At 41.9% G+C, this 24,195-nt stretch carries 23 protein-coding genes; 6 read left to right on the forward strand and 17 right to left on the reverse strand.

The window, feature by feature from the left end:
* Positions 1 to 3: 3 nt before the first annotated feature.
* Together ACXAFK_RS12300 and ACXAFK_RS12305 are read right to left on the reverse strand one after the other, a co-directional pair.
* Positions 4 to 1,401 (reverse strand): peptidylprolyl isomerase, encoded by a 1,398-nt coding sequence (locus ACXAFK_RS12300; protein ID WP_474957953.1) that lies wholly within the window; start codon positions 1,399 to 1,401, stop codon positions 4 to 6.
* A complete protein-coding gene (locus ACXAFK_RS12305; protein ID WP_474957954.1) occupies positions 1,385 to 2,266 on the reverse strand; it encodes a peptidyl-prolyl cis-trans isomerase in 882 nt (293 codons plus the stop codon). The genes ACXAFK_RS12300 and ACXAFK_RS12305 overlap by 17 nt, the downstream gene beginning before the upstream one ends.
* 116 nt (positions 2,267 to 2,382) lie before the next feature.
* Here ACXAFK_RS12305 and ACXAFK_RS12310 point away from each other — a divergent pair, with 116 nt between their 5' ends.
* The 3 genes from ACXAFK_RS12310 to ACXAFK_RS12320 are packed head-to-tail and all read left to right on the forward strand — an operon-like array spanning position 2,383 to position 4,236.
* Complete coding sequence (locus ACXAFK_RS12310; protein ID WP_224837740.1) at positions 2,383 to 2,835, forward strand: SRPBCC family protein; 453 nt, start codon at positions 2,383 to 2,385, stop codon at positions 2,833 to 2,835.
* A gap of 5 nt (positions 2,836 to 2,840) precedes the next feature.
* Complete coding sequence (locus tag ACXAFK_RS12315) at positions 2,841 to 3,098, forward strand: hypothetical protein (protein ID WP_224837741.1); 258 nt, start codon at positions 2,841 to 2,843, stop codon at positions 3,096 to 3,098.
* A 31-nt stretch (positions 3,099 to 3,129) separates the two neighbouring features.
* The gene (locus ACXAFK_RS12320) at positions 3,130 to 4,236 is read left to right on the forward strand and encodes a serine hydrolase (protein WP_474957955.1); all 1,107 of its coding nucleotides are present in this window, start codon (positions 3,130 to 3,132) and stop codon (positions 4,234 to 4,236) included.
* 97 nt (positions 4,237 to 4,333) lie between these two features.
* On the opposite strand, the gene ACXAFK_RS12325 is transcribed toward ACXAFK_RS12320, so the two are convergent.
* Positions 4,334 to 5,959: a Gfo/Idh/MocA family protein gene (locus ACXAFK_RS12325; protein WP_474957956.1), complete on the reverse strand. Its 1,626-nt coding sequence runs from the start codon at positions 5,957 to 5,959 to the stop codon at positions 4,334 to 4,336.
* Positions 5,956 to 6,435, reverse strand: a complete 480-nt coding sequence (locus ACXAFK_RS12330) for a DoxX family membrane protein (RefSeq protein WP_474957957.1) — start codon at positions 6,433 to 6,435, stop codon at positions 5,956 to 5,958. The genes ACXAFK_RS12325 and ACXAFK_RS12330 overlap by 4 nt, the downstream gene beginning before the upstream one ends.
* A 340-nt stretch (positions 6,436 to 6,775) precedes the next feature.
* Here ACXAFK_RS12330 and ACXAFK_RS12335 point away from each other — a divergent pair, with 340 nt between their 5' ends.
* Entirely contained in the window at positions 6,776 to 9,358 is a 2,583-nt protein-coding gene (locus tag ACXAFK_RS12335; protein WP_474957958.1) for a cyclic nucleotide-binding domain-containing protein, read from the forward strand.
* Here ACXAFK_RS12335 and rimO read toward each other — a convergent pair.
* From rimO to recR, 12 genes are all read right to left on the reverse strand, one after another.
* Positions 9,355 to 10,656 carry a 30S ribosomal protein S12 methylthiotransferase RimO gene (gene rimO, locus ACXAFK_RS12340; protein WP_474957959.1) on the reverse strand — a complete coding sequence of 434 codons (1,302 nt, stop codon included), beginning with the start codon at positions 10,654 to 10,656 and terminating at the stop codon, positions 9,355 to 9,357. The genes ACXAFK_RS12335 and rimO overlap by 4 nt on opposite strands.
* A 113-nt stretch (positions 10,657 to 10,769) precedes the next feature.
* A complete protein-coding gene (locus ACXAFK_RS12345) occupies positions 10,770 to 12,434 on the reverse strand; it encodes an amidase family protein (RefSeq protein ID WP_474957960.1) in 1,665 nt (554 codons plus the stop codon).
* A 2-nt stretch (positions 12,435 to 12,436) separates the two neighbouring features.
* Complete coding sequence (gene ftsY / locus ACXAFK_RS12350; RefSeq protein ID WP_474957961.1) at positions 12,437 to 13,393, reverse strand: signal recognition particle-docking protein FtsY; 957 nt, start codon at positions 13,391 to 13,393, stop codon at positions 12,437 to 12,439.
* 176 nt (positions 13,394 to 13,569) lie between these two features.
* Entirely contained in the window at positions 13,570 to 13,722 is a 153-nt protein-coding gene (locus ACXAFK_RS12355; protein WP_224837749.1) for a DUF4295 domain-containing protein, read from the reverse strand.
* Positions 13,723 to 13,761: 39 nt separating this feature from the next.
* Positions 13,762 to 13,944 (reverse strand): 50S ribosomal protein L33, encoded by a 183-nt coding sequence (gene rpmG / locus ACXAFK_RS12360; RefSeq protein ID WP_100817574.1) that lies wholly within the window; start codon positions 13,942 to 13,944, stop codon positions 13,762 to 13,764.
* 28 nt (positions 13,945 to 13,972) lie between these two features.
* Positions 13,973 to 14,200: a 50S ribosomal protein L28 gene (rpmB, locus tag ACXAFK_RS12365; protein ID WP_100817573.1), complete on the reverse strand. Its 228-nt coding sequence runs from the start codon at positions 14,198 to 14,200 to the stop codon at positions 13,973 to 13,975.
* Positions 14,201 to 14,274: 74 nt separating this feature from the next.
* Positions 14,275 to 15,525 carry a competence/damage-inducible protein A gene (locus tag ACXAFK_RS12370; RefSeq protein WP_474957962.1) on the reverse strand — a complete coding sequence of 417 codons (1,251 nt, stop codon included), beginning with the start codon at positions 15,523 to 15,525 and terminating at the stop codon, positions 14,275 to 14,277.
* The gene (locus tag ACXAFK_RS12375) at positions 15,526 to 15,864 is read right to left on the reverse strand and encodes an Hpt domain-containing protein (RefSeq protein WP_224837751.1); all 339 of its coding nucleotides are present in this window, start codon (positions 15,862 to 15,864) and stop codon (positions 15,526 to 15,528) included.
* Positions 15,864 to 16,475, reverse strand: a complete 612-nt coding sequence (locus ACXAFK_RS12380; protein WP_474957963.1) for a fumarylacetoacetate hydrolase family protein — start codon at positions 16,473 to 16,475, stop codon at positions 15,864 to 15,866. The genes ACXAFK_RS12375 and ACXAFK_RS12380 overlap by 1 nt, the downstream gene beginning before the upstream one ends.
* A gap of 31 nt (positions 16,476 to 16,506) precedes the next feature.
* Positions 16,507 to 17,280 carry a 3'-5' exonuclease gene (locus tag ACXAFK_RS12385; protein WP_224837753.1) on the reverse strand — a complete coding sequence of 258 codons (774 nt, stop codon included), beginning with the start codon at positions 17,278 to 17,280 and terminating at the stop codon, positions 16,507 to 16,509.
* A 72-nt stretch (positions 17,281 to 17,352) separates the two neighbouring features.
* Positions 17,353 to 18,717, reverse strand: coding sequence for a dihydrolipoamide acetyltransferase family protein (locus ACXAFK_RS12390; protein WP_474957964.1), 1,365 nt, complete (start codon positions 18,715 to 18,717; stop codon positions 17,353 to 17,355).
* Between the two features lie 79 nt (positions 18,718 to 18,796).
* Complete coding sequence (gene recR / locus ACXAFK_RS12395) at positions 18,797 to 19,417, reverse strand: recombination mediator RecR (RefSeq protein WP_224837755.1); 621 nt, start codon at positions 19,415 to 19,417, stop codon at positions 18,797 to 18,799.
* Positions 19,418 to 19,493: 76 nt separating this feature from the next.
* On the opposite strand from recR, the gene ACXAFK_RS12400 reads away from it, so the two are divergent.
* On the forward strand, positions 19,494 to 20,981 hold the full coding sequence (locus ACXAFK_RS12400; protein WP_474957965.1) for a sodium:solute symporter: 1,488 nt from the start codon (positions 19,494 to 19,496) through the stop codon (positions 20,979 to 20,981).
* On the opposite strand, the gene ACXAFK_RS12405 is transcribed toward ACXAFK_RS12400, so the two are convergent.
* Complete coding sequence (locus ACXAFK_RS12405) at positions 20,965 to 21,324, reverse strand: CoA-binding protein (protein WP_224837757.1); 360 nt, start codon at positions 21,322 to 21,324, stop codon at positions 20,965 to 20,967. The two genes, ACXAFK_RS12400 and ACXAFK_RS12405, sit on opposite strands and share 17 nt — an antisense overlap.
* Before the next feature lie 343 nt (positions 21,325 to 21,667).
* Between ACXAFK_RS12405 and ACXAFK_RS12410 the strand changes: the two genes are divergently transcribed.
* On the forward strand, positions 21,668 to 24,118 hold the full coding sequence (locus ACXAFK_RS12410) for a TonB-dependent receptor (RefSeq protein WP_474957966.1): 2,451 nt from the start codon (positions 21,668 to 21,670) through the stop codon (positions 24,116 to 24,118).
* Positions 24,119 to 24,195 lie beyond the last annotated feature (77 nt).

A 24,195-nucleotide genomic window follows, 5' to 3' on the forward strand; every position in this document is an offset into this window, starting at 1 on the left:
CAATTATTGCTTTACCCAGTTGTTCGCAAAATTGCAGCTTTTACTCTCATCGTCCACATGGATATAAGTGTCTTCGATATGCTCGTCCATCCATTCTTTTATGGCCTTAAACTGTTTTTCCCTTAGGGCGAGCTCTTGGATTTTTAGATAATCCTTGGCAAAATCCGCTTCATGTTCATCGTAACGGTTAGAGATTTTCATGATCTTGAATTTTGGAGGTCCTCCTCTTGGATCATCTTCACGGATGGGCCTTGATATTTCCCCATCCTTTAGGTCCCTAACTTGATTGTAAAGTGTTGGATCCATTTTGGTAAGCTCAAAACGAGAATCAAAATTGATAGGGTTACGCAACAATCCGCCATCGAACTTGGTTTCTTTTTCATCGGAAAAGTTCAATGCTGCTTCTGCAAAAGTGTATTTGCCATCCAATATATGCCGACGAATCGTGTCCAATTCGCTTACTGCTTTATCTATTGCGCTTTGTGGTATATCCGGAATCATGAGAATGTGACGAATATCCCGCTCTTGCCCTCTTACTTTCTCCACGAAAATGATATGGTAGCCAAAAATAGTCTCAAATGGTTCGGAAACTTCGCCTTCATTTAGACTAAAGGCCACATCCTTAAATTCCCTAACAAATTGCGTTTCTTTGGTAATGCTGTAAAAACCGCCATTTGGTCTAGAACCGGGATCCTCTGAATGTAGAATGGCTTTTACCCTAAAATTTCCGTCGTTTTCCAGAACATCTTGCCTGATCTTGTTCAGCTCATTGATCACCTTTTGTTTTTCTTCTTCTGGTGCTTCGGGCTGTTTTACAATTTGTCCTATTTCCAGTTCCGCACCAAATACCGGGCGTTCATCTTCGGGTATCTTGTAAAAAAACTGACGTACTTCCTCGGGAGTAACTTCGATTTCCTCTACGATCTTGCTTTGCATTTTTTCGGAAAGCATTCGAAGTTTGTTTATTTCAAAAAGCTCTTCACGAAAACTTTCCATATCCGGCTTTTTATAATAGCTGAGCATTTTTTCCACACTACCGATCTGTTGGGTAAGCTGTTGTATCTGCCGGTCACTTTGTGCATTTACCATATCGTCCGATACCAACAAGCTATCCTGTACGGCTTGGTGCGCATAAAGTCTATCCTCCATTAATTTTCCCAAGAGGCTACAGCGTGTAATATCTTCGGTGGAGGCGCCTTGGTTCTTTAAATCGATAAGTGTTTTGTCTATGTCGGATTCCAAGATTACGTAATCTCCTACCACTGCGGCAATTCCATCCAGTTTTATTTTGTTTCCACTAGCCGTGGAGTCTGTTCCAAGTGCTTGGTCCATTTCCTGTGCTTGCACCAATCCTACCATGGCAAAAAATGCGATGGAAAGTCCTTTAATTCTCATTGTCATAAACCTCAAATTCTTTCTTCTTAATGGCTTCATCAATAATATCGGTTTCAAGTTTTTTTACGTAGCTCAATCGTCTTCTGTTCAAGATCAGTTGTTTAATATCGGGCTCAACATAATCAAAAGGAGCTGTTTCATTGACTTCCAATACATTGGTCACCAAGCCCAAATATACTTCTAACGAATCTTGTAACTCAAAAAATTGTGATTTTTTTAAGTGCGTCTCTTCATTGGCACGGTTCAACGGCGGGATTTCTGCAATTACCCTCGAAGCGCTTACCCAAATGGAGTCGTTAAAATGTATTTTTTTAAACTGTACCGCGATAGAATCCAGATATCGCTTATCGGCCTTGTCCCATTTTTTTAATTTGTCCTCCACACCTTTCCTATCCAAAAACTGACTGGACATGCCCACAAACCTTAACTGCACCAACTTTTCGTTAAGTTTAAAGTTTTCTTTTTCCTGTTCGTAAAATTCCAACAATTGGCCTTGGGTAACAGCAGTGTCCTGGGACTGGTTCACCAAGGCTTCTATATAGGCCCTTGTGTAGAGATCAGCACGATAATCGGACACCAAACGATCGAATTCTGCCAACTTTTCTCCAGGCAAGTTGATTTTTGACTTGGTCAACAATAATTGTTTGGATGCCCAAGTATTAATATAGTTGGTAACGAAAATTGTACTATCCTCGGCTGTCATGTCATCATCTACCAACGCTGCAACATCCTCTTTGTACAGATAGGCATCCCCCACACGTGCCAAAGGTTCCTTTTCTTCATCTTTATTGAACATACCTTCGCACGAAGAAAAAAGTATGACCAACAATGCACAAAAAAGGAAAAGCGTATTTTTTTGGTGCTTAAGCATTTCGCAAAAATAACAATTACTAAATCCCTTACAAGAAGGTTCTCATATCATTAACAGATTTTTTAATCGGGATAGATGTACAGAAATTGCTACTTTAGTGCAAAACCAAACTAAAAATGAAGTACACTACCGAAATTGTTGTGGATATTCCACGGGACGAGTTCATTAAAAAAATGGACGACCCCGAAAATATGAAACATTGGCAACGAGGATTGATCAAGTATGAACAACTGTCCAAGACCCCAGGACAAGAAGGTGCTCAAATGAGCCTCAGCTATAAAATGGGGAAAAGGGAAATGGACATGGTAGAGACCATCATCAAAAGAAAACTGCCCGAAGAAATGCACATGACCTACGACACCAAGGGAGTGCACAACATCCAAAAAAACTACTTTAAGGATGAAGGAGACAAAACCCGTTGGGTTTCCGAAACCGAGTTTCAGTTTTCTGGATTTGGAATGAAGTTAATGGGTTTTCTAATGCCCGGAGCGTTCAAAAAACAATCGTTCAAATATATGCAAGACTTTAAAGCCTTTGCCGAAACCGGTAAATCTGTAACCGAATCTTAAAAACAATGGAAAAACTTTTGGATAGAAAAATAAAAATTATTTGGGATTTTAGAGGACCAAGCGCAGCCCATACCGCAGAACACTATTTAAAACACCTAAAAGAGTTTGTTGAAGTCGAGGAATTAAAATACGACCTGGGCGGTATCGAACATTACAGTCCCACGCACAGTATTGCCTTTTTGGTCGTCGCAGAATTTGAGCTAAAGGAAGTGAGAAGCATCCTTAAACCACACAGGGGCCAGGTGTATAACGGTGAAATTTAAGTATATGTTACGTAAACTTTCAATTCTCTGTATGCTGGGTTTAATAACGTCCTGTGCAGAGAACGGCCCCAGCGACCCTTTGCTACAAGCGCTTTCCTCTAACGATACAAAGATTGCCAATGTTATGCAAAATCTGGAGGCCCACGAAGTGCAGATCAGATATACTCAAATTGACCGTAGGAACGACAGCATTATATTTACCGATTATGATTTTCAGGTAGAAAAAAACAATTATTTCTATCCAGCGAGCACAGTCAAGTTCCCAGCTGCAGTGGCTGCCTTGGAAAAGTTGAACGAAATCGATACACTGAACGCCCATTCCACCTTTTTTGTGGAAGGCGATTCTGTACAAACCACATTCGCAAAGGCCATATCGGAGATTTTTGCGGTTTCGGACAATGCCGCCAACAACAGGTTAATTGAATTCTTGGGTCAGGACGACCTAAATAAAAGAATGTTGGAGCGTGGCGTTTCCCCCATTAGGATTTCCCACCGTTTATCCACCAGCAATGCCGACGAGGTCACCACAAAGTCTTTGGTTTTTTACCTAAACGACTCCACGACCACCATGAGCGCTCCTATAGTAAACGATCCGATACTCCCATTGGATTTGCAAAACATTAAAAAGGGAATCGGTTTTATGGGCGATGATAAACTCCAAAAGACCCCGTTCGATTTTAGTTTAAAGAATTACTACCCTATCCAAGCCCAGAGCAACTTATTAAAAAGGGTGATGTTTCCTGAAGCATTTCCAGCAGAAGAGCGTTTTAATTTAAATGAAGAACAATACGAGCTTCTCCACACCGCCATGCACACCTTACCCGCTAAGGTGGGTTATGACCCGGATGAGTATTACGATAGTTATGTTAAGTTTTTTATGTTTGGCGACCACACGGACCCCATGCCAAACCACATAAAAATTTACAACAAAGTAGGGTATGCCTATGGCACCTTAACGGATTGCGCCTACATTAAAGACACTAAAAACGATGTGGATTTTATACTGACCGCAACCATTTTGGTAAACAACAATGGCATATTTAACGATAACACTTATGAATATGACGAAATAGGAATCCCGTTTCTGGCACAGTTAGGAAGAGAAATTTATGAAATCGAGTTGGAGCGTAAAAAATAGTCCATCCCTAAAATATACCATTATAAAAAAGCGGGACATTGCCTCGTAATCTTATCTTACTCGGCAACATCCCACTTCCGGATTAAAATCCTAAAAGTCAAGAAACCTCATCAACCATTTCTGGCTGGATGTTCCAATTATCGTTGGCCAACAGTACTTGGTCAAAATCGACACCCTCAATGGGCTTTAATGTTTGACTGGCTGCATCCCACTCTATTTTTCTGCCCAATTTCCAGGACAAGCCGGCCATGTGTGCCGAAATGGCCTCATCAAAACCTTCTTTAATGCCACAGCTCACATTTCCGCCATTCTTAATTACACTCAGCCACTCCCGCATATGCAAGAAAGTAGAATCTACACGAACACCATCTATATAGGTCCACATAAGACCCTTATCTGCAAAATATTGCGATGTGGCCGATGAAACCGCATCGGTCGACCCTGCAGCTGGATCATATTGGTAAATGGGCACATTGGGTTTCATTTTCTCAGCCTCCAACATGTCGGCATATCGGGTGGATGCGCTATCGGGCCAAACAGTTAATCTATTGCCCAGTTCCATGGTAGCATCGTGTCCCATTAAAATTGTAGGTCGATTAAAACCATTGCCCAAAGTGGCACTGTAACAAAAGGTCATCCCCCTTTCTTTGCCCTTGGTTTGACTGCTTCCGGTACTGAACTCGGGAAATTCCATATTCACCTGGATCACATCCGGAACATTTCTACCATCGTTATGGGTATAAATTCCGCCCGAAGCGCTGACCGCAGTTGGAATACCCATGTTCAGTACACAATTTAACCTGTCGTAATCGTGGGTCAACAAATCGCCCGAAAGACCCGAACCATAGGCCCACCACTTACGCCACCTAAAAAAATGGTTCTTATTGAACGGTACTTTTGGTGCAGTGCCTAAAAACTGTTCCCAATCAATGGTTTCGGGGCTGGCTTTCTCATGGAGGTCATAATTCCAAGCGCCGTTGTCATCGTTACGGTTTGTGTTGGTCTGGATCAACGACACATGTCCCAAAGTCCCTTTCTCCACAATATCGCGGGCGGTCCTAAAACTTAGGGTTTGCCTGTGCTGGTGTCCCACAGCGAACACTGCTTCGGATTTTTCGGCAGCATCGCGCAAAGTGTAGGTTTCTTCAACCGTATGTGTCATAGGTTTTTCCACATAGACATGTACATTATGGTTCAAAGCCTCAATGGACATGGGGGCATGCCAATGATCTGGTGTTGCGATCACCACGGCATCCACTTCACCACTTTTGATCATATCCTTATAATTCAAATATCTTTTGATCTTATTGTCCTCCGTGGAGAAAGAGTTGATGAATTTCTCTGCCCGCACATCAAATACATCACAAATGCCCACCAATTTCACGTTGAGACGTTCTTGGGCCTCAAAATCCTCCAGTCTTTTGTTATTGGGGTCTTCTTCGGCAGCCAAGCGCATTTCTTCTTTCCACTCGTCGGTAGCAAAGCCCAAGGCCCTTGTCAATTGCTCACCACGGATACCAAATCCAATTACCCCTATGCGAACTGGGTCGCCTCCTATCCCGGGAACCGCAGGTGGCAATGATGGTTTTATATTGAGCTGCTCCAATATTTCTGAACGCTTCTTTCGCGAGTTGACCGAGGTTGCCGCTCCTGCCCACCATACAGCTCCAAGTATGGGAAGGCCGCCCAACCCTATCAATAGGTCTCTTCTAGTCCATTTCATTGTTCCTGTGTTTTAAGTTTGTTCTTTCTGAGATAATCCAAGCCAAAGTAACTTCCCGTGGGCAATTGATATATTACAATACAGGCCACCAGCTCAATCAAGTTTTTATTGATGATCCAGTAGTTTCCCTCGACGTTCATTTGGGTGAGTCCTGGGAATGGCGGATGTGCCAAAAAATAAAGTGCCAATAGCCCTACCCCGACAAAGGCACCGATTCGTTCAAAAACCCCCAAGGTAAAGGTTACCCCTACCACCATAAGGGCAATTATGTTCATGGTATCCACCCAACCTATGGTTGCATCACCAATCAACATGGTAAAAAACCATTCAAATGGTCCTTGTGCGGTGGCCAAATACCCAAAAGATGTCCATTCCGGATGATACATCTTCACCACACCTTCAAACAAAAAGTGCCACCCGATAAAGATGCGAAGCAAGGCAACACTGGCTTTCAGTTTATTTTGATTTTGGTTCATAATTGTTATAGTTAATTGTAAATATCCCAGTTCCTCTTTGAAGAAAGCAAGATTTCCTTCTAAGTATTAAAAGTACCCCACAGTAAACCTAAATACCATGACCATTATCAGTTTTCAACAGTCTGAACACAACATGTTCCTGCAGTACGACAAAAGTCAAAAACTGATATATTTTTGATCACTTCGCAATATTGGATTGATCAATAACAAGGCTTAATTTTATAAATATCGCTATCATACCTCCCTCCTATTTTGAAATTGATTTTTATTCCCAAATTCTTTCGTCAACCGCTTTTTTTTGATGAAGTTAACATTACCAACCCACACTTGAAACAGGCCTGTGAACCACATTGAAACGGATATAGTTTATCTAAAAAAACAATTTCCCAACGGTATCCTAAACATACACCAAAAGGGACATGCCATTTGCAACATACACTCCAAAGTGAATACGTTCCGATGGTTACTGCAAGGCACCTTTGACTATTTTACAACAACCAAGGATACGGAGGAAGAGGTTTTGGTCTGTCAAATTTCAGAGCCGATGAGCATTTTGGGCCTAAATGGGCTCAACGATAGAAAAAGGTATACGTACAAGATCGTGGTATCTTCCGATCAAGCTACTTTTTTTGAAGTACCTATTGAAGTAATAATCCATCACCTAGCCCATACTGAGAACAACCAAACCATTCTAAAGATAAGTCGTTCGTTATACCATCAATTGAGGCAAGCACTTTTAAAACAGACCGATTTGTTACAAGCTGCACGTTATCGCTCCCTGCACAATGATCAACAGTTTTATATGGGCCCGGCGACCGAACAGGCGGAAATAGTCTCCTTGATGCGACGCTCCCCTTTTTTGGACTATTTTGACGATCAGCAACTATCACAACTCGCTTCCATTGCCGAACGACGGGAATATGAACCCGACGAAGTACTTTATATACAAGACAGGCTTACCAACGGGCTCTTTATTTTGATCAGTGGTGAAGTTGCCATCAAACGATTGGAAGGGAACATTGAGATACGCCAGCGGTCCATAAACAATCCGGGGTTTATTTTTGGCTGGTCCTGTGCTATGGGAGAAAAGGATATTTGCTCCGCTGTCACTACTCAGAAAACCTCCATTTATTTTATCCATCAAAAGGATTTGCTACAACTGCTGGACAAATACTCCGTTTTCGCACACAACTTTTTTATGCGGTTGTTTTGGCTGATGGGCAACCAGATTAACGCAGCCTTCGTCCGCTACCTGGGACTTTTGGGCAAGCACAACCTCCAAGCTGTCTATCAATTAATAGAGAACAACAAATCAAGATTGGCCGTATCATCCCCTTTGCATCAGGTCGGGCATTTGCTATCCAATACCAACACCAAACAATTGGGGTACAATGCTCTCTCCAAACTGATTTCCTACGGCTCTCATCTGGAAAGACATATCGCTTCGTTGAGCTTGGAGCTTTTACAAGAGGATATGCAGGAGCTAAAGTTTCTTAAAGGACTCCAGCATATTTATGAAACGGTAGCGGAAAATAAGAACGAAACAGGCATGGATATCCGCAAATCTTGCGCTACTGCAACAAAAAAAGCTTTTGAACACGTGCAGCATAAAATTGAAGGACTGGATAACCTTCCCGACAAAAGTGGCTGTATTTTTATATACAATCATCTTTTCAACCATCCATTTTATACGCTCAACAACAAATTTCAAATTACATTGGATTCACATTTTATCAGTGCCAAAATATTGGATGATAAATATAACGATCCTGGTATCCGGACGGTGCGTATAGGTCAGGGACAAGAATATGGCCATCAAAACTATTATACCAAGTTGGGATATATCAATGTCTATACCAAAGATTCTGAGTCGGTTGACAAAGAATGTAAAAAGGCAACACGTAGTATATTCTATAGAACGGCCGCAGAATTTTTACAGACCGGACACAATTTGGTCGTTAGTCCGGAAGGAACCTCCTACTCTACCGAGGAATCCCCTGGGCCTTTTAAAATGGGTGTTTTTAAACTGGCCCAATCCATGAAAAACGAACCTTACATTGTACCTATTGTCTTAGTGAATTTTGATAAGCGCATTTCGAACGGCCTTTTTTACTGTAAGATCCACGAACCTTTTAAACTGAGTGACAAACTATTGGAGACTGGGAAAAATTTGTCCGATTTTGTAAAGCATTATCAGTACACCTACGCAGGGTACGTAGAGGAAGCAAAGGAACGTGCCGAAGAATTGCACATGAAACCAGTCCCAAACGTTATCGAAGAACCACCAGAAATATGGCGCAACGAGATCAAGCGTTTAAAAAGAAGGGTAAACAATCTGGAAAACCAGAACGACCTGATTGTTTTTTATGGAAGTTCCTCTGTGCGTCTATGGGTAGGAATGAAAAAGGATTTAGCTCCATTTAATGTTCTTAATTTAGGATTTGGTGGATCTACCTATGTGTGGTGCATTCATTATTTTGATGAAATCTTTAAAGGAGCAGAACCTAGCAAAATTGTACTGTACGCCGGTGAAAACGACCTTGCACAAGGCAAATCGCCGCAAGAAGTTTTGAACGACTGCAACCAACTGGTTCAAATGATCCTTAAAAAATATCCTAAGGTGGAACTGGCTTTTATAAGCCTGAAACCCAGTTTGGAACGCGAGGACATGATTCCCCAGATCATAGAGACCAATCTATTGTTGTCCAAATACGCAATTGGAGAGCTTAATGCGCAGTATATAAATGTGTTCGGACAAATGATTACTGCGGACAACCGGCCAAAACCTGATCTGTACATGTCGGATGGATTGCACCTAAACAAAAAAGGATATACTATTTGGAGCGAGGTGATCAAAACAGCTTTGCTCTCTTCCGAGAATCCTATGGAAAAAGAATCGTTTGATTTGGCTGCAGATGCTTAAGCTGGCTCCCCAAACAAATCGTAATCCGATGCATCTGTAATCTTGATATTTACAAAGTCACCGATTTTCACATAATGTTTGGTGGCATCGATCAGCACTTCGTTATCCACATCGGGCGAATCGAACTCGGTGCGGCCCACAAAATGGTTGCCTTCTTTCCTGTCGATGATACAGCGGAAAGTCTCCCCTATTTTCTCTTGGTTCAATTCCCAGGAAATCTGTGATTGGATCTCCATAATAATGTTTGCGCGTTCTTGCTTTACTTCTTCGGGAACATCGTCCTCCAAATTAAAGGCATGTGTATTTTCCTCGTGGCTGTAAGTAAAACAGCCCAAACGTTCAAAGCGCATTTCTTGTACCCATTGTTTCAAGGTCTCAAAATCTTGTTCGGTTTCTCCAGGGTAGCCAACGATCAAAGTGGTTCGAATGGCCATGTTAGGTACGGTTTCCCTAAAATCGTTCAACAGTTTTGTAGTTTTCGCCTGTGTAGTCCCCCGCCGCATACTTTTAAGTATGGAATCGGATATATGTTGAAGGGGAATATCTATATAATTGCACACTTTTGGCTCGTTGCGCATTACTTCCAGAACATCCATTGGGAAGCCTGTTGGGAAGGCATAATGCAAACGGATCCATTCTATCCCCTCAACTTTCACCAACGCTTGGAGCAATTCTGCCAAATTTCTTTTCTTGTACAGATCAAGGCCATAATAGGTCAGGTCTTGCGCAATTAAAATGAGCTCTTTTACCCCGTTCGCAGCCAGTTTCCCTGCTTCGGAGACCAAATCCTCAATGGGGGTGCTTCGGTGCTTTCCTCGCATCAAAGGTATGGCACAGAAAGAACAAGGACGATCACATCCTTCCGCAATTTTTAGATAGGCATAATTCTTAGGGGTTGTGGTAAGTCGTTCCCCGATGAGCTCATGCTTGTAATCGGCTCCAAGAGCTTTTAATAAATTGGGAAGATCACTAGTTCCAAAATATTCATCAACATTGGGAATTTCTTTTTCCAAATCCGGTTTGTACCGCTCGCTCAAACATCCCGTTACGAACACTTTGTCCACTTCACCTGCTTCTTTTCGCTGTACGTAGTCCAAAATAGTATTGACACTTTCTTCCTTTGCATTGGCAATAAATCCGCAGGTATTGATTACCACGACATTGCCCTCTTCCTCGTGGGCCACTTCTTTGTTGTTGGCGCGCAATTGTCCCATTAACACTTCCGAGTCGTAGACATTTTTGCTACAACCTAAGGTCACCACGTTGATTTTGTTCTTTTTGAGCGATTTTGTGCGCATATTTTCTTTAAATGGAGTGCAAAAATACAACAACAAGGAGCATTACGATCAATTTGGGATATATTTTTGGAAATGAAGGTTTCTACGGGTGCAATATCCCAAAAACGATTACACTAATCTTGATAGCCTTCTGGTATTTTTCGAGCGTTGGTAATATCCTCAAATGCTTTTCCTATTCGTAATAGCAGGGCCTCGGAAAACGGTTGACCTATAAAGGTTAAATTTTCGGGCTCACCATCTGCTTTATAGCCCATGGGAACGGTAAGGGCAGGATATTCAGCAGCAGCTGCGTAACCTGCGTGGTAATTGTTGATGCTTAACAAAACATCCAAATCATTCTGGATCATTGGCTCAAAATAGCCTCTTCCCGTAAGCAACACATCCTCTTTTATTCTTTTTAATCTTTCTTCTGATGTTGAATCACGCAGAATGGATTCAAAACGTAATTGTCCGTATGGAATCCTAACCAACGAATCTTTACCATTAAAACTTACCACATCTAACACCGAACTTATTTTAACAGCATCTTTATTTTTAACCTGAGTCTCTAAATAAGTCTTCAAGTCGTTCTTCATATCTGCCTCCAATAAGGTGAGAAATGTAGAGGGCAGGTGATAATTTTGGTTTTCAAATGTTACAATCTCTGCTCCAACTTCTTTTAATCTGGCTACTGCAGCGGCATACAGGGAATCACCTTCCATTAAACTTTGTATCACCCCAAAACGGATTGACTTTAAAGGCTCCGGATTATTCCACGCGGATAAGATGCCCGGTTCCGCTTTTACCGATTTGTAATCTGTTTCATCCTTACCCAACATGGCATCCAATAAAATGGCATTGTCGGTCACATTTTTTGTCATGGGCCCGGGCGTGTCCAAAGTACTTGATATGGGAACAATCCCGGTTCGGCTCAAGAGGCCAATAGTTGGTTTTAGTCCGACCACTGAGTTTTGACCGGACGGGGACAAAATGGAACCCGAAGTCTCCGTGCCCACTGTTGCCACGGCATAATTTGCAGCAGCAGATGTACCACTACCAGCACTGGAACCTCCTGTATCAAAAATTCTTCTTCCGTAGGGGTTCAAGGTCTGTCCGCCGACCGCACTCTGCCCGTTCGGACATCCGTCACAAATAAAATTGGCCCACTCGCTAAGGTTCGCTTTGCCCAATATTAAGGCTCCATTTGCCTTCAAACGTTCCACAATAAATGCATCATCGGTTTCATTTTCCATTAAAGCAATGGCGCCTGCAGTCGTTTTCATTCCCGCGACCCCGATATTGTCCTTTAATAGAATGGGCATACCATAAATAGGATGATGGATTTCCAGTGATTCGTCTAACTGGCGTGCCTCATGCAACACATTCGGATTTAAGGCGATTATGGAATTTAATGTGGTACTGTTGGGCAATTCGTATTTGTAGATTCTATGCAGATAAAAAAGCACCAACTCTTCATACGTGAATTTTCCTTGGTCGATATGGCTTTGGATAGATGGTATGTCCTGCTCCAAAACCAATGGTCTCATGGCTTCATAACTTTCTTCAGAAAATTTTGAGACTTCATCATACAAAGGAAGAAACACCTCATTTTTATCCAATACCTTACTTTGGATAAATTTATAGCGCATTCTCTTATTTTCGTGCTCTGCATTGGCAGCCACTTCGGTGGAATCGTTGTAGGGAGTCCAGAGTACAATGTTTTCGTTGGTCTTGGCCTTGTGATCTTTACAAGAAATGAATCCGATCAACAGTAAAACAAACCAAAGGTACCGGCACATAGCTATATTTTAAAGAATGAATCCACAAACTCATATTTATTGAACACCTGAAGATCCTCAATGCCCTCGCCCACACCGATGTATTTCACTGGAATCCGGAATTGGTCGGAAATACCGATGACGACCCCACCTTTTGCAGTACCATCCAATTTGGTCACGGCCAAACTGGTGACTTCGGTGGCTTTGGTAAATTGCTTTGCCTGTTCAAATGCATTTTGCCCGGTAGAGCCATCCAATACCAAAAGTACCTCGTGCGGGGCATCTGGAACAACTTTTTGCATGACGCGCTTTACCTTGGAAAGTTCGTTCATTAAATTGACTTTGTTATGCAATCGGCCCGCTGTGTCCACCAGAACAACATCTGCCTGTTCCGCGACCGCGGAATTTAGGGTATCGAAGGCAACGGATGCGGGGTCGCTGCCCATTTTTTGTTTCACAATAGGGACATCCACACGTTTGGCCCAGACCTCCAATTGGTCAATGGCCGCTGCACGGAAGGTATCGGCCGCTCCCAACACCACTTTTAGGCCCATATTCTTAAATTTATGGGAGAGTTTTCCAATCGTGGTCGTTTTGCCCACACCGTTTACACCCACAACCATGATCACGTAAGGCTTTTTATCTTTTGGAACCGTGACTTCACTATCTTCACCGGTTTCCGTTTCCGAGAGCAGCCCGGCTATTTCTTCCCGTAAAATTGTATTGAGTTCTTCTGTTCCCAAATATTTATCTCGGGATACCCGCTCTTCGATTCGGTCGATAATTTTAAGTGTGGTGTTCACACCAACATCGGAAGTGACCAAAATCTCCTCGAGACTGTCGAGTACCTCATCATCAACTTTGGACTTACCGGCCACAGCCTTGCCCAACTTGCCAAAAAAACTGGTCTTTGATTTTTCGAGGCCTTTGTCCAAGGTCTCCTTTTTGTCTTTTGAAAATATATTTTTGAATAAGCTCATCCTGTATTCTTTGAGAATGGTCAAAGATAGGAAAGTAAGGGGAGTTTTGTTAACAGAAAATTCCAGGTTTCATTCAGCCTATCTTTTTAAATGAATATTTTAAAATAAGAGTTATAAGGCATAAAAAAAGCCGCTAATCAGCGGCTTCTATAATTTGAATAAGGAAACGTTCCTTATTATTGCTTGTTCAACCAGTCGTTAACCAATTCTGGTGCCATTACAGACTCTACAAATGTGTATGCACCGGTTTTGGGTGACTTAACCATTTTAATGGCCTTTGTCAATCTTTTGGATGATGACTGAAGTGTTGCTACTGTTTTCTTTGCCATGGCTTATCTTTTTCTGCTCTTTACTTTGTAAAAAAGCGATTACTTAATTTCTTTATGAACGGTCATACGCTTAAGAATAGGATTGTATTTTTTGATTTCCATCCTATCTGGCGTGTTCTTCTTGTTCTTTGTGGTAATATACCTAGAAGTACCTGGCATACCAGATTCCTTGTGCTCTGTACACTCTAAAATTACCTGAACCCTATTTCCTTTCTTTGCCATTGTATTGTACTTAAAATGCTTTTACAACTTACTTTTTGGAATTGATTTCCTTTAAGACAGCAGAGATTCCTTTTTTGTTGATGATTTTCAACCCACGGGCAGAAACGTTCAAGGTTACCCAACGATCTTCTTCTGGGATATAAAATCTCTTCTTGGAGATATTTGCATCGAATCTCCTTTTGGTCTTATTGATAGAAAAGGAAACGTTGTTTCCAAACATCACCTTTTTTCCTGTTACTTCACAAACTTTAGACATCTCCCTAACTATTTGAGTGATTTTATTGAAGCTGCAAATTTATACCATTTTAATGGGACGTACAAAATTCTTTTTCAGAAATTTAAAATTTCTTTGTACAACAACTCAAAAGCCTTGTTTACAGACTTTTTTACCACCCGTTCCCTGTGCTGTCCCATCACGAATTTATGGGCAAACGTACCGGACGGTGTTCCAATTGCTATATAAACGGTACCAACATCGGCATTGGAGTCGCCTTTTGTAGGACCGGCATTACCTGTTGTGGCTATAGAAAAGTCTGTTGCCATTTTGCTTTTCACATTCTCGGCCATGGCAATGGCCACTTCTTCACTAACTACGGAATGCTTATCTATAAGATCTTGTGGAACGCCCAATAACCGAACCTTCATTTCTGTGGCATAGCATACCAAACTACCCTTAAAATAATTGGAAGCACCAGGAATTGCGGTTATCCGTTCGGCAATACTACCTCCCGTAAAACTTTCTGCAGTTGACAAGGTCATCCTTTTATCGTTCAAAAATGCACCTATCTGCTTTTCTACATTCCCGTTCTCTTCTTCTTCCCCATAAATTATATCGCCGATCAGGGGGTATAATTTTTGTATTTGTTCATCTATAGCCGATATCAACGCTTCTTTATCGTATCCTTTTGCGGATAAGCGCAATCTAACCCTGCCCAGATTGGGTAGGTAGGCAAATTTGATAAAGGAGGGCAAATTATTCTCCCAGTCCTCGATCTTCTCTGCAATCGCACTCTCTCCCAGACCATAGGTCATAAGGGTTTTATGTACAATATGGGGTCGGTTGTATTCTTCGATTATTTTGGGAAGAACGGCTTTGATCAACAGGTTTTTCATTTCGTATGGTACACCGGGCAACGAAATATAGGCCGTCGCTCCCTTTTTCATCCAAATACCGGGTGCTGTTCCAAACTCGTTGTGGAGCACCGTCGCTTTTGATGGCACCAAGGCCTGCTCCCTGTTCAAATCGGAAATGGGCGTAGTGATGTATTTTTTGAAAAGTTCCTCGATATGCTTGAGTACAGCATCGTTACGAACCAGCTCATCCCCAAAAAAGTCACAAAGGGTCCGCTTGGTAACGTCGTCCTTTGTTGGCCCAAGTCCTCCTGTAAGTATAACTACAGAGGAACGTTCTCCAGCCTCTTTAAGGGATGTTAGTATATGCTCCTTATCATCTTGAATCGAAGTAATCTGATAGACAGAAACTCCTATTTTGTTCAATTCTTTGGAAATAAAGGCAGAATTGGAATCTACTATTTGGCCAATGAGAATCTCATCTCCAATGGTGATGATTTCGGCTTGCATCTATAAATTAAAGTCGTTTTTTAATTCCGTGACCACTTGGAGCACATCTTTTTTTAGAATAGGGAAGGTTGCCTCTATTTCTTGCATGCTCCCGGTCGTTTTTCCCAAGGTTTCTATTTCCAGCGCCTTGGCCCTAGTCTGCTCCATGCCCAAAATATCCACATTGGGCTTGATTTTGTGTGCGAGCTTATATATGTTTTCGTAGTCCTTGGAATGAATAGCTTTTTCCAGACTGTCCAAATCCTCCGGCACTTCTTCCAAAAACACAGAAATGACAGAGGTGATAAATTCCTCATCACCTTCCGCCATTTCATTTATCTTATCGAGGTTGTAAATCATTATCTTACATTAATATCAAACATTTTTTCTCCTTCCAATAAACCTACAAGGTAGTCATTTGGGCTTACTTTACCAACACCGGCCGGCGTACCTGTAAAGATGATATCTCCTTTTTTCAACATAAAATACTGGGAAACATGGGCTATGATCTCCTCTATCTTCCACAACATTAAAGAGGTATTTCCGGCCTGTACCGTTTGGTCGTTCTTTTGTAATGAAAAATTAAGGTTGTCCATATCCTTGAACCTTTCCTTGGACAGCCACTTTCCAACTATGGCGGCACCATCAAAACCTTTGGCTTTTTCCCAAGGGAGGCCTTTGGCCTTTAACTTGCCCTGTAGATCTCGCGCTGTAAAATCGATGCCCAGCCCTACTTCGTCAAAATATTTATGGGCAAACTCGCGCGAAATATGTTTTCCCACTTTTTTGATCTTGATCAATACTTCTACTTCGTAATGGATATCGTTGGAAAATTCCGGGATATAAAAATCCTGCTCTTTGGGCAAAATTGCAGAATCCGGCTTTATGAACACCACGGGCTCTTCCGGACGTTTGTTGCTCAACTCTTTGATGTGGTCCACATAATTACGTCCAATACAAATCAGCTTCATAATTTGTTCTTCGGGTTTACGAGTATGTATTCTAAAATTTATTGTTGAGCTTGCTCAACTTTATTTGGGTAAGCACTTTCTTAGTGTACAAGGGGAAATCTGCGTTTAGGAGCCATCCAAAGTAACCGGGTTCTTTTTCCATTACCTCGTCCACGGTTTTTCCTTTGTGTTTTCCAAACGAAAATATAGGGTTATCGTTTTCATCAAGCCCTATAAAACCTGCAAAATCCAGATTTTGTCTTCTTGTGGTGAACTCCGATAGTTTTTTTATGTCGTTTTCGAGTTCCGGATAACGCTCCAATTGCGCCAATAACACCTCGTATGTTGCCAGGGTATCGGCTTCCGCACTGTGGGCATCGTCCAGGTTTTTATCGCAATAGAACTTATAAGCGGCTTCCAAGGTTCTTTTTTCCATTTTATGGAAAATGGTCTGTACATCTACGGAAACCATGCTCTTCATATCAAAATCCACTCCAGCACGCAACATTTCCTCCGCCAATAACGGTATATCGAACCTATCGGAATTAAACCCCGCTAAATCGCTATCGCGGATCATTGCGTAAATCTCTTTGGACAATTGTTTAAAAGTAGGCTCATTGGCCACCTTCTCGTCGGATATTCCGTGAATGGCCTCCGATTCTGCCGGTATTGGCATTTCCGGGTTCACCAACCAAGTTTTACTTTCTTTATTTCCATTGGGATATACTTTTAAAATGGAAATTTCTACTATTCTATCTTTTGCGACGTTGGTACCGGTGGTCTCCAAATCGAAAAAACAGATAGGTTTGGTCAATTGTAATTGCATGTGGGGATTATTAAATAAAATTCACGTGACTTCTAAATTAAGCATAGTGACAGGAATATGATCGGTTTTCCGTTATATTTCCCTGTTTATGTCCCAAGCTTCCAAATAATCGGCCACCGATTTTACGAACATTCCTCCCAGAGCACCATTTACCACTCTGTGGTCGTAGCTATGGGAAAGATACATTTTACTGCGAATTCCAATATACTCGCCTTGATCGGTCTCTATTACCGAAGGTATCTTTCTAATCGCTCCCAATGCAAGGATTCCAACTTGTGGCTGATTAATGATCGGCGTTCCAAAAACACTACCGAAAGAACCAACGTTGGTCACCGTGTAGGTCCCATCCTTGATCTCATCCGGTTTTAACTGATTATTCCTTGCCCTGTTGGCCAAATCGTTGACTGTTTTGGCCATACCCACCAAGTTTAGTTGATCGGCATTTTTAATTACGGGCACGATCAAATTTCCATCGGGCAGGGCAGCTGCCATACCTAGGTTGATATTTTTCTTTTTAATAACATTGTCCCCGTCCAAGGAAATGTTCATCATCGGAAACTTTTTAAGGGCCATGGCCACAGCTTCCATAAATATTGGAGTAAAGGTCAATTTCTCTCCTTCGCGCTGTTGGAAGGCATTTTTCACCTTGTTTCTCCAGTTGACCACATTGGTTACGTCCACCTCGACAAAACTTTGAACGTGAGCCGATGTGGAGATACTTTCCACCATATGATGGGCGATCAATTTACCCATTCGGGAAAGAGGGATTACCTCATCACCTGCTTTAACCGGTACTTTGGCGGCCATCGGCTTATCCGCTGACTTAGTTTGTACTGGTTGTGGAGCGGAAACCCTTTCCTCTTTAGCCTCTGTTTGCTGTGTTGTGGACTGGTTCACCTTATTGCCATTGGATCGGTTTTCCAAATAGGCCATTATATCATTCTTGGTTACCCGGCCTTCTTTTCCTGTGCCCACAATAGCTTCCAATTCATCCATGGAAACTTTTTCTTCTTTGGCTATGTTTTTTACCAAGGGTGAATAAAACCTTTCGGAGCTGGAAAAATCGGGAGCGGATGCAGATACGGATTCCTTTACCCCTGCCATTTGTGCTTCCAGTTCCATTGCTGGGGCCTCGGCAGATTCTTCCGCCCGGGCTTCTTGGACACCGGCATCGTCTGCAACGTTGTCCACCTCTCCCTCTACTTGGATCACGGCAACAACTTCTCCTACTTTAATTACATCGTCTACATCGAACCGCTTTTCCAACAACACCCCCTCTACTTCACTGGGAACTTCGGAGTCCACTTTGTCGGTGGCAATTTCAAAGACGGCTTCGTCCATCTCTATGGTATCGCCCACTTCCTTAAGCCAAGTAGTCAGTGTAGCTTCTGCAACACTCTCACCCATTTGCGGTAATTTCAATTCAAATTTTGACATATTCGTATTTATCGAAGAGATTTTGATTTATATTTTTCAAAAATACTAAAGAAATCGACTTATTTTTGATTTATGTTCATTAATTTGCTTTAATAGAGGTTTCAAAAGGCACCCTGTTAATGATACTTCTTCCCAAAGTAACCTCATCTGCATATTCCAACTCATCACCTACCGAAATACCCCGTGCAATTGTGGAGGTGGCAACTTCCAGTCCTTCCAATTGCTTATATATGTAGAAATTGGTGGTATCACCTTCCATGGTGGAGCTCAGGGCCAAAATTAATTCTTTCACGGTTCCGTCCTTCACTTTTTTTATTAGGGACGGTATATTCAAATCTTGGGGACCTACGCCCTCCATTGGCGAAATCTTCCCTCCGAGAACATGGTACAATCCATTGTACTGCGAGGTATTTTCTATGGCCATAACATCCCTGATATCCTCTACAACACATACCATGGTTTCGTCTCGTTTGGGGTTGGCACAGATTTCGCACACTTCGGTATCGGAAATATTATGGCAGTTCCTGCAAAAGTTTACTTCGGTTCTCAACTTAAGTAAGGCATGGGCCATAAGCTCGGTTCTTTCTTCGGGCTGTTTGAGAAGGTGCAGCACCAATCGCAATGCCGTCCGCTTCCCGATTCCGGGCAATTGGGACATCTCGTAAACCGCATTTTCCAATAGCTTAGATGAAAATTCCATACTAGTATTTCTTTTGCAAAATTACGATTTTACTATTATCAATTTACTTTCTTACTTTGCAAATCAAATTTCAACTATGTCAGCCACCCAAATTCTATTGTTGATAGGCGCGTATTTTTTGGTGCTTATCCTTATCTCTTACTTTACTGGTAAAAACGACTCCAACGCCGATTTTTTTAAAGCCGGCAAACAATCTCCTTGGTACGTGGTCGCCTTTGGAATGGTGGGCGCATCACTGTCCGGTGTTACATTTATCTCGGTTCCCGGTTGGGTCGGTGACAGCCAATTGACCTACATGCAAGTAGTTTTGGGATATCTGGTCGGCTATTTTGTGGTCGCTTATGTGCTTTTGCCACTGTACTACAAGCTGAACCTCACCTCTATTTATGAGTATTTATTGGAGCGATTTGGCAAAGTTAGCCACAAGACCGGCGCATTTTTCTTTTTTATCTCGAGGGTTTTGGGCGCAGCTTTCAGATTGTACCTTGTGGCCATTGTTCTGCAACAATTTGTTTTTGATGACCTTGGGGTACGTTTTGAATTTACAGTGGTAATTTCCATTTTACTGATTTGGATCTACACCAATAAAGGCGGCATAAAAACCATAGTTTGGACAGACACTCTGCAAACGCTTTTTATGATCTTGGCCGTAATCCTATCCATAATTATGATCAACCAAGAATTGGGATGGAGCTTTGGTGAGTTTTTAGCCTCTGAAGAATTAAAAAATTATAATGATTTTTGGGTGACCGATAGTTTTCTCGATAGAAGTTACTTTATCAAATCTTTTGTTGGAGGTATGTTCGTTACCATTTGCATGACAGGCCTTGACCAAGATATGATGCAAAAGAACCTTACCTGCAAATCACTGAAAGATGCACAAAAAAACATGGTATCCTTTAGTTTTGTTCTGGTCGGGGTAACATTTTTGTTTATGCTTTTAGGTGCATTGCTCTATATTTTTGCACAGCGAGAAGGTATTGGCATTCCATTGATGGATGGTTCGCCCAAAACAGATTTGCTCTTCCCGGAAATTGCTTTGAACGGGGGGCTCGGCCTGGCCTTGTCCGTTACTTTTATGTTGGGACTTATAGCAGCGGCATACAGTAGCGCGGACAGCGCCCTTACTTCTTTGACCACATCTTTCTGTGTGGACTTCTTAAATGTTCAGCAAATGGGGGATCATGAGCAAAAAAAGATCAGAAAACGAACCCACATTGTAATGAGCCTGATGCTTATTTTGGTGATCATAGCCTTTAAATATATATTGAGCAGCAACGTAATAGATAGCCTGTTGACCGTTGCAGGGTATACTTACGGGCCTTTATTGGGGCTTTTTGCATTCGGCATCTTCACCAAGCACAAGATCAAGGACAATTATGTATGGATCGTGGCCCTCGTGTCCGTTGTATCCATAGTTTGTATCGCCAATATTCCCGCCTCTTACCTAGGAGGATACCAAGTTGGCTACGAACTTTTGCCGCTAAATGGCTTGTTGACCTTTATTGGTTTATGGTTAATACGAAAAAAAGAACCGTTGCCCAACACTAGTACTGCCCAGTAGCAAGCAGCACCAAAGTACAGGCAACCTCCACCTCAACACCCTTATTTTGAAGGATTTGATAAAACTCAGGGTTCTCGGTCCCGGGATTAAAAATGACCCTTTTGGGGTTAAGGTCCAGTATATTTTTATAATATTCCTTTTGGTTTTTTGGGTTAAGATATAAAGTTACCGTCTCAATATTTTGAAAATCACTCCAGTTATCCTTAACTTGCACCCCTGATACAGTTCCCCCACGTATCCCAAATGCGGTTGTTTCAATTTTGTTATCGACCAGCCTACGAATTGCTGTGTTACTGTATCTTCTCGGGTTTGTAGAAGCCCCTACAACAAGTGTTTTTTGCATTTGTTAATTTTTGTGTTAAACTTTAATGTAGACTGTAACTTTTAATAAAGATACTCGTCTATTTTTTATATCTTAAACTTCATTGGTAAGACTGTATTTTTATAGTTAATGGTTAGTGTTTAGTATAGCTTATCAATGTACAACCCCGGTAAATTTACCGGGGTTTCTTCTTTTAAGGACCTACCTAATGGTCTTGCAAAGACCCAACTCCTTACAAGACCCAAGTTACCTCCATACTTGTTAAAGATTGTTAAAAATGATTTAACGTGTAACAAACCTCGGGCCTCGGCGTCTTAAGTATATCATCAATCAATCTAATCATCAATCAAAAAACGAACTACTCATGAAAAATGTGAGCTTTCTTTTTGCACTTTTTCTGTGCATGGCACTCCCTAAAACTTTATCTGCAAACGACCCTGGCAGCGCCTTGGGCTCCATTAATGGGACCGTTGTCGATGAACTATCCAAACAACCTGTCGCTTATGCGGCCGTGGTAATCAAATCCGAAGATGGCAGCCAGACCATAACCGGTAGCATTACCACCGAAAACGGAACTTTTGAAATAGATAAACTACCCGATGGCACTTTCCTTTTCGAAGTTCAATTTATTGGATATAAAACCTATTCCCAAAAACTGATAATTGCGAAAGGAAAACGAAACCTCAATATAGGCACAGTAACCCTTATTGAAGAAACCAAAGAGCTGGAAGGCGTGGAACTGGTGGCCGAGCGGACCACCATAGAACAGCGCGTAGACCGAAAAGTTATTAATGTTGGTAAAGATCTGACCACTGCAGGTGCAACCGCTTCCGATATTATGAACAACATACCCTCTGTGAATGTGGATTCCCAAACTGGTGACATTAGCCTAAGGGGAAATTCCAATGTACGGGTAATGGTAGATGGCAAATTGTCCAACATACCAGTGGCGCAATTGCTAAGACAGATTCCCTCCACTGCCATTAAATCCATAGAATTGATTACCAATCCGTCCGCCAAATACAATCCTGAGGGCATGAGCGGTATCATTAATATTGTACTGCACAAAAATGCAAATATCGGTTTTAACGGTAATGTAAATTTAGGTCTTACCAAGGGTATCGAAGCCAAGTTCAATAGCTCCATAGATATGAACTATCGCAACGGAAAATTCAATTTGTACGGAAACTACGGAAATAACATTGGCAAATGGGTAAACGATGGAAGCATTCGTCGTACCGAGGAAAACTCACTACAAGAGTTTGATTTTTTCAACAATAACAAATCCCACCTCTACAAATTGGGAGTGGATTTTTACCTGAATGATAAAAACACCATCTCCTTTTTCACCAACCAAAATATTTTTGAGGGCGAAGGAACCGGAAGTACGGAGGTATCCTATTTTAACGACCCATCTCGCAACGTGAACCAATTGTTCCTGGACGATTCCAATAACCGAAGTGAACAGTACAATTTTGATTACAAACTTGATTTTAACAAGGAGGGGCACAACATTGAACTGGAAATAGACCACAACCAGTTCGAAAGTGAACAAGATGCGGATTTTAGCTCAACCGGCGCATCTACCTATCCAAATTATATGGATTTTGTGGATACGGAGAGAACGCAGACTACGGCAAACTTGGATTACGTTAATCCTTTGGACAGCATTTCCAAGCTCGAACTTGGCCTCGAATCCAGAAACTTTGAGACCGAAGTGGACTACTCCTCTACCGGGCAATCGTTCAATAGCAATGGTAATTTGGCCCCCACCCCCTCCACAAAGTTTATTTACGACATGGATATTTATTCCGCATATGCCACTTTTGGCCAATCTTACGAGCGTTGGTCCTATCAAGTGGGTGTTCGCCTAGAAGATGTTCAGGTAAAAGCGGATACCAATGCGGTACGAGCCTTTACCGATAAGTACACGGAAATCTATCCCTCGGCATTTGTTACGTACAAGCCCAACGAAAAAGACCAGCTCCAAGTAAGCTATAGCAGAAGGGTAGATCGTCCAGGCCTACAACAAGTAAATCCGATCAGGGAATTTGCCACGCCCCTGATATCTTCCTTCGGAAATCCAAATTTGGTACCGCAGTTCACCAGTTCCTACGAAGCCAATTATACCAAAAGAATAAAGAACGGTAGTGTTACAGGCGGAGTCTTTTATCGAAGTATTACCGACGAAATCAACAGAGCCGTGTACATAGATCGCTTGGATTTGAACAAAACCATTCTGACTTTCGATAATTTTGATAAAACCTCGGCCTACGGAATTGAACTTTCCACCAATTATCGCCCCACTAAATGGTGGAATATAAATGGTAGTTTCGACCTTTTTTCGCAAACGCAAAGAGGAATAACAGAAACCTTGAACGCTACCGGACCAACACCTAGCGAGGAGGACATCGTGGAACAACGGGTTGAGGTTGACAATACGGCATGGAACCTACGGATGAACAATAGCTTTACGGTAACAAAAAAGCTAACGCTACAAGCCTTTGGTTTCTACCGTGGAAGAAACAAAAGTATACAGTTCGATGCAGAACCCATGTACTTTGTGAACTTGGGAGCTCGCTACAGCTTTGCCGAGGGCAAAGGCACCCTTAGCTTTAATTACAACGACATTTTCAATACCATGCGGTTTGCTTTTGATGGAGATTTTCCATATGCCCAAGAAGGCGGTTTTAACTGGGAAAGCAATAATGTTTACGTTGGACTCTCCTATCGTTTTGGAAGTGGAAAGTATCGTGCCAAGCAACGTAAAAGAAGAGACGACAACACTAAGCAAGGTAGCGGTGGAATCCTATAAACATATTGATGCTCCATATTCGAGTGTTGGTTGGTTATCTATCTTGTGAGAGCATCAATAAAAAACCCCGATCCTGG

This window comes from Flagellimonas sp. ABD4_174, from assembly GCF_056160185.1.

Coding starts and splice junctions, on each gene's coding strand:
- ACXAFK_RS12370 (WP_474957962.1), bottom strand. CDS start 15,525: ATGCAAGCCGAAATCATCACCATTGGAGATGAGATTCTCATTGGCCAA.
- recR (WP_224837755.1), bottom strand. CDS start 19,417: ATGGAATTTTCATCTAAGCTATTGGAAAATGCGGTTTACGAGATGTCC.
- ACXAFK_RS12355 (WP_224837749.1), bottom strand. CDS start 13,722: ATGGCAAAGAAAACAGTAGCAACACTTCAGTCATCATCCAAAAGATTG.
- ACXAFK_RS12310 (WP_224837740.1), top strand. CDS start 2,383: ATGAAGTACACTACCGAAATTGTTGTGGATATTCCACGGGACGAGTTC.
- ACXAFK_RS12315 (WP_224837741.1), top strand. CDS start 2,841: ATGGAAAAACTTTTGGATAGAAAAATAAAAATTATTTGGGATTTTAGA.
- ACXAFK_RS12400 (WP_474957965.1), top strand. CDS start 19,494: ATGTCAGCCACCCAAATTCTATTGTTGATAGGCGCGTATTTTTTGGTG.
- ACXAFK_RS12405 (WP_224837757.1), bottom strand. CDS start 21,324: ATGCAAAAAACACTTGTTGTAGGGGCTTCTACAAACCCGAGAAGATAC.
- ACXAFK_RS12330 (WP_474957957.1), bottom strand. CDS start 6,435: ATGAACCAAAATCAAAATAAACTGAAAGCCAGTGTTGCCTTGCTTCGC.
- ACXAFK_RS12410 (WP_474957966.1), top strand. CDS start 21,668: ATGAAAAATGTGAGCTTTCTTTTTGCACTTTTTCTGTGCATGGCACTC.
- ACXAFK_RS12320 (WP_474957955.1), top strand. CDS start 3,130: ATGCTGGGTTTAATAACGTCCTGTGCAGAGAACGGCCCCAGCGACCCT.
- ACXAFK_RS12345 (WP_474957960.1), bottom strand. CDS start 12,434: ATGTGCCGGTACCTTTGGTTTGTTTTACTGTTGATCGGATTCATTTCT.
- rpmB (WP_100817573.1), bottom strand. CDS start 14,200: ATGTCTAAAGTTTGTGAAGTAACAGGAAAAAAGGTGATGTTTGGAAAC.
- rpmG (WP_100817574.1), bottom strand. CDS start 13,944: ATGGCAAAGAAAGGAAATAGGGTTCAGGTAATTTTAGAGTGTACAGAG.
- ACXAFK_RS12375 (WP_224837751.1), bottom strand. CDS start 15,864: ATGATTTACAACCTCGATAAGATAAATGAAATGGCGGAAGGTGATGAG.
- ACXAFK_RS12385 (WP_224837753.1), bottom strand. CDS start 17,280: ATGCAATTACAATTGACCAAACCTATCTGTTTTTTCGATTTGGAGACC.
- ftsY (WP_474957961.1), bottom strand. CDS start 13,393: ATGAGCTTATTCAAAAATATATTTTCAAAAGACAAAAAGGAGACCTTG.
- rimO (WP_474957959.1), bottom strand. CDS start 10,656: ATGCGCACAAAATCGCTCAAAAAGAACAAAATCAACGTGGTGACCTTA.
- ACXAFK_RS12305 (WP_474957954.1), bottom strand. CDS start 2,266: ATGCTTAAGCACCAAAAAAATACGCTTTTCCTTTTTTGTGCATTGTTG.
- ACXAFK_RS12325 (WP_474957956.1), bottom strand. CDS start 5,959: ATGAAATGGACTAGAAGAGACCTATTGATAGGGTTGGGCGGCCTTCCC.
- ACXAFK_RS12390 (WP_474957964.1), bottom strand. CDS start 18,717: ATGTCAAAATTTGAATTGAAATTACCGCAAATGGGTGAGAGTGTTGCA.
- ACXAFK_RS12300 (WP_474957953.1), bottom strand. CDS start 1,401: ATGACAATGAGAATTAAAGGACTTTCCATCGCATTTTTTGCCATGGTA.
- ACXAFK_RS12380 (WP_474957963.1), bottom strand. CDS start 16,475: ATGAAGCTGATTTGTATTGGACGTAATTATGTGGACCACATCAAAGAG.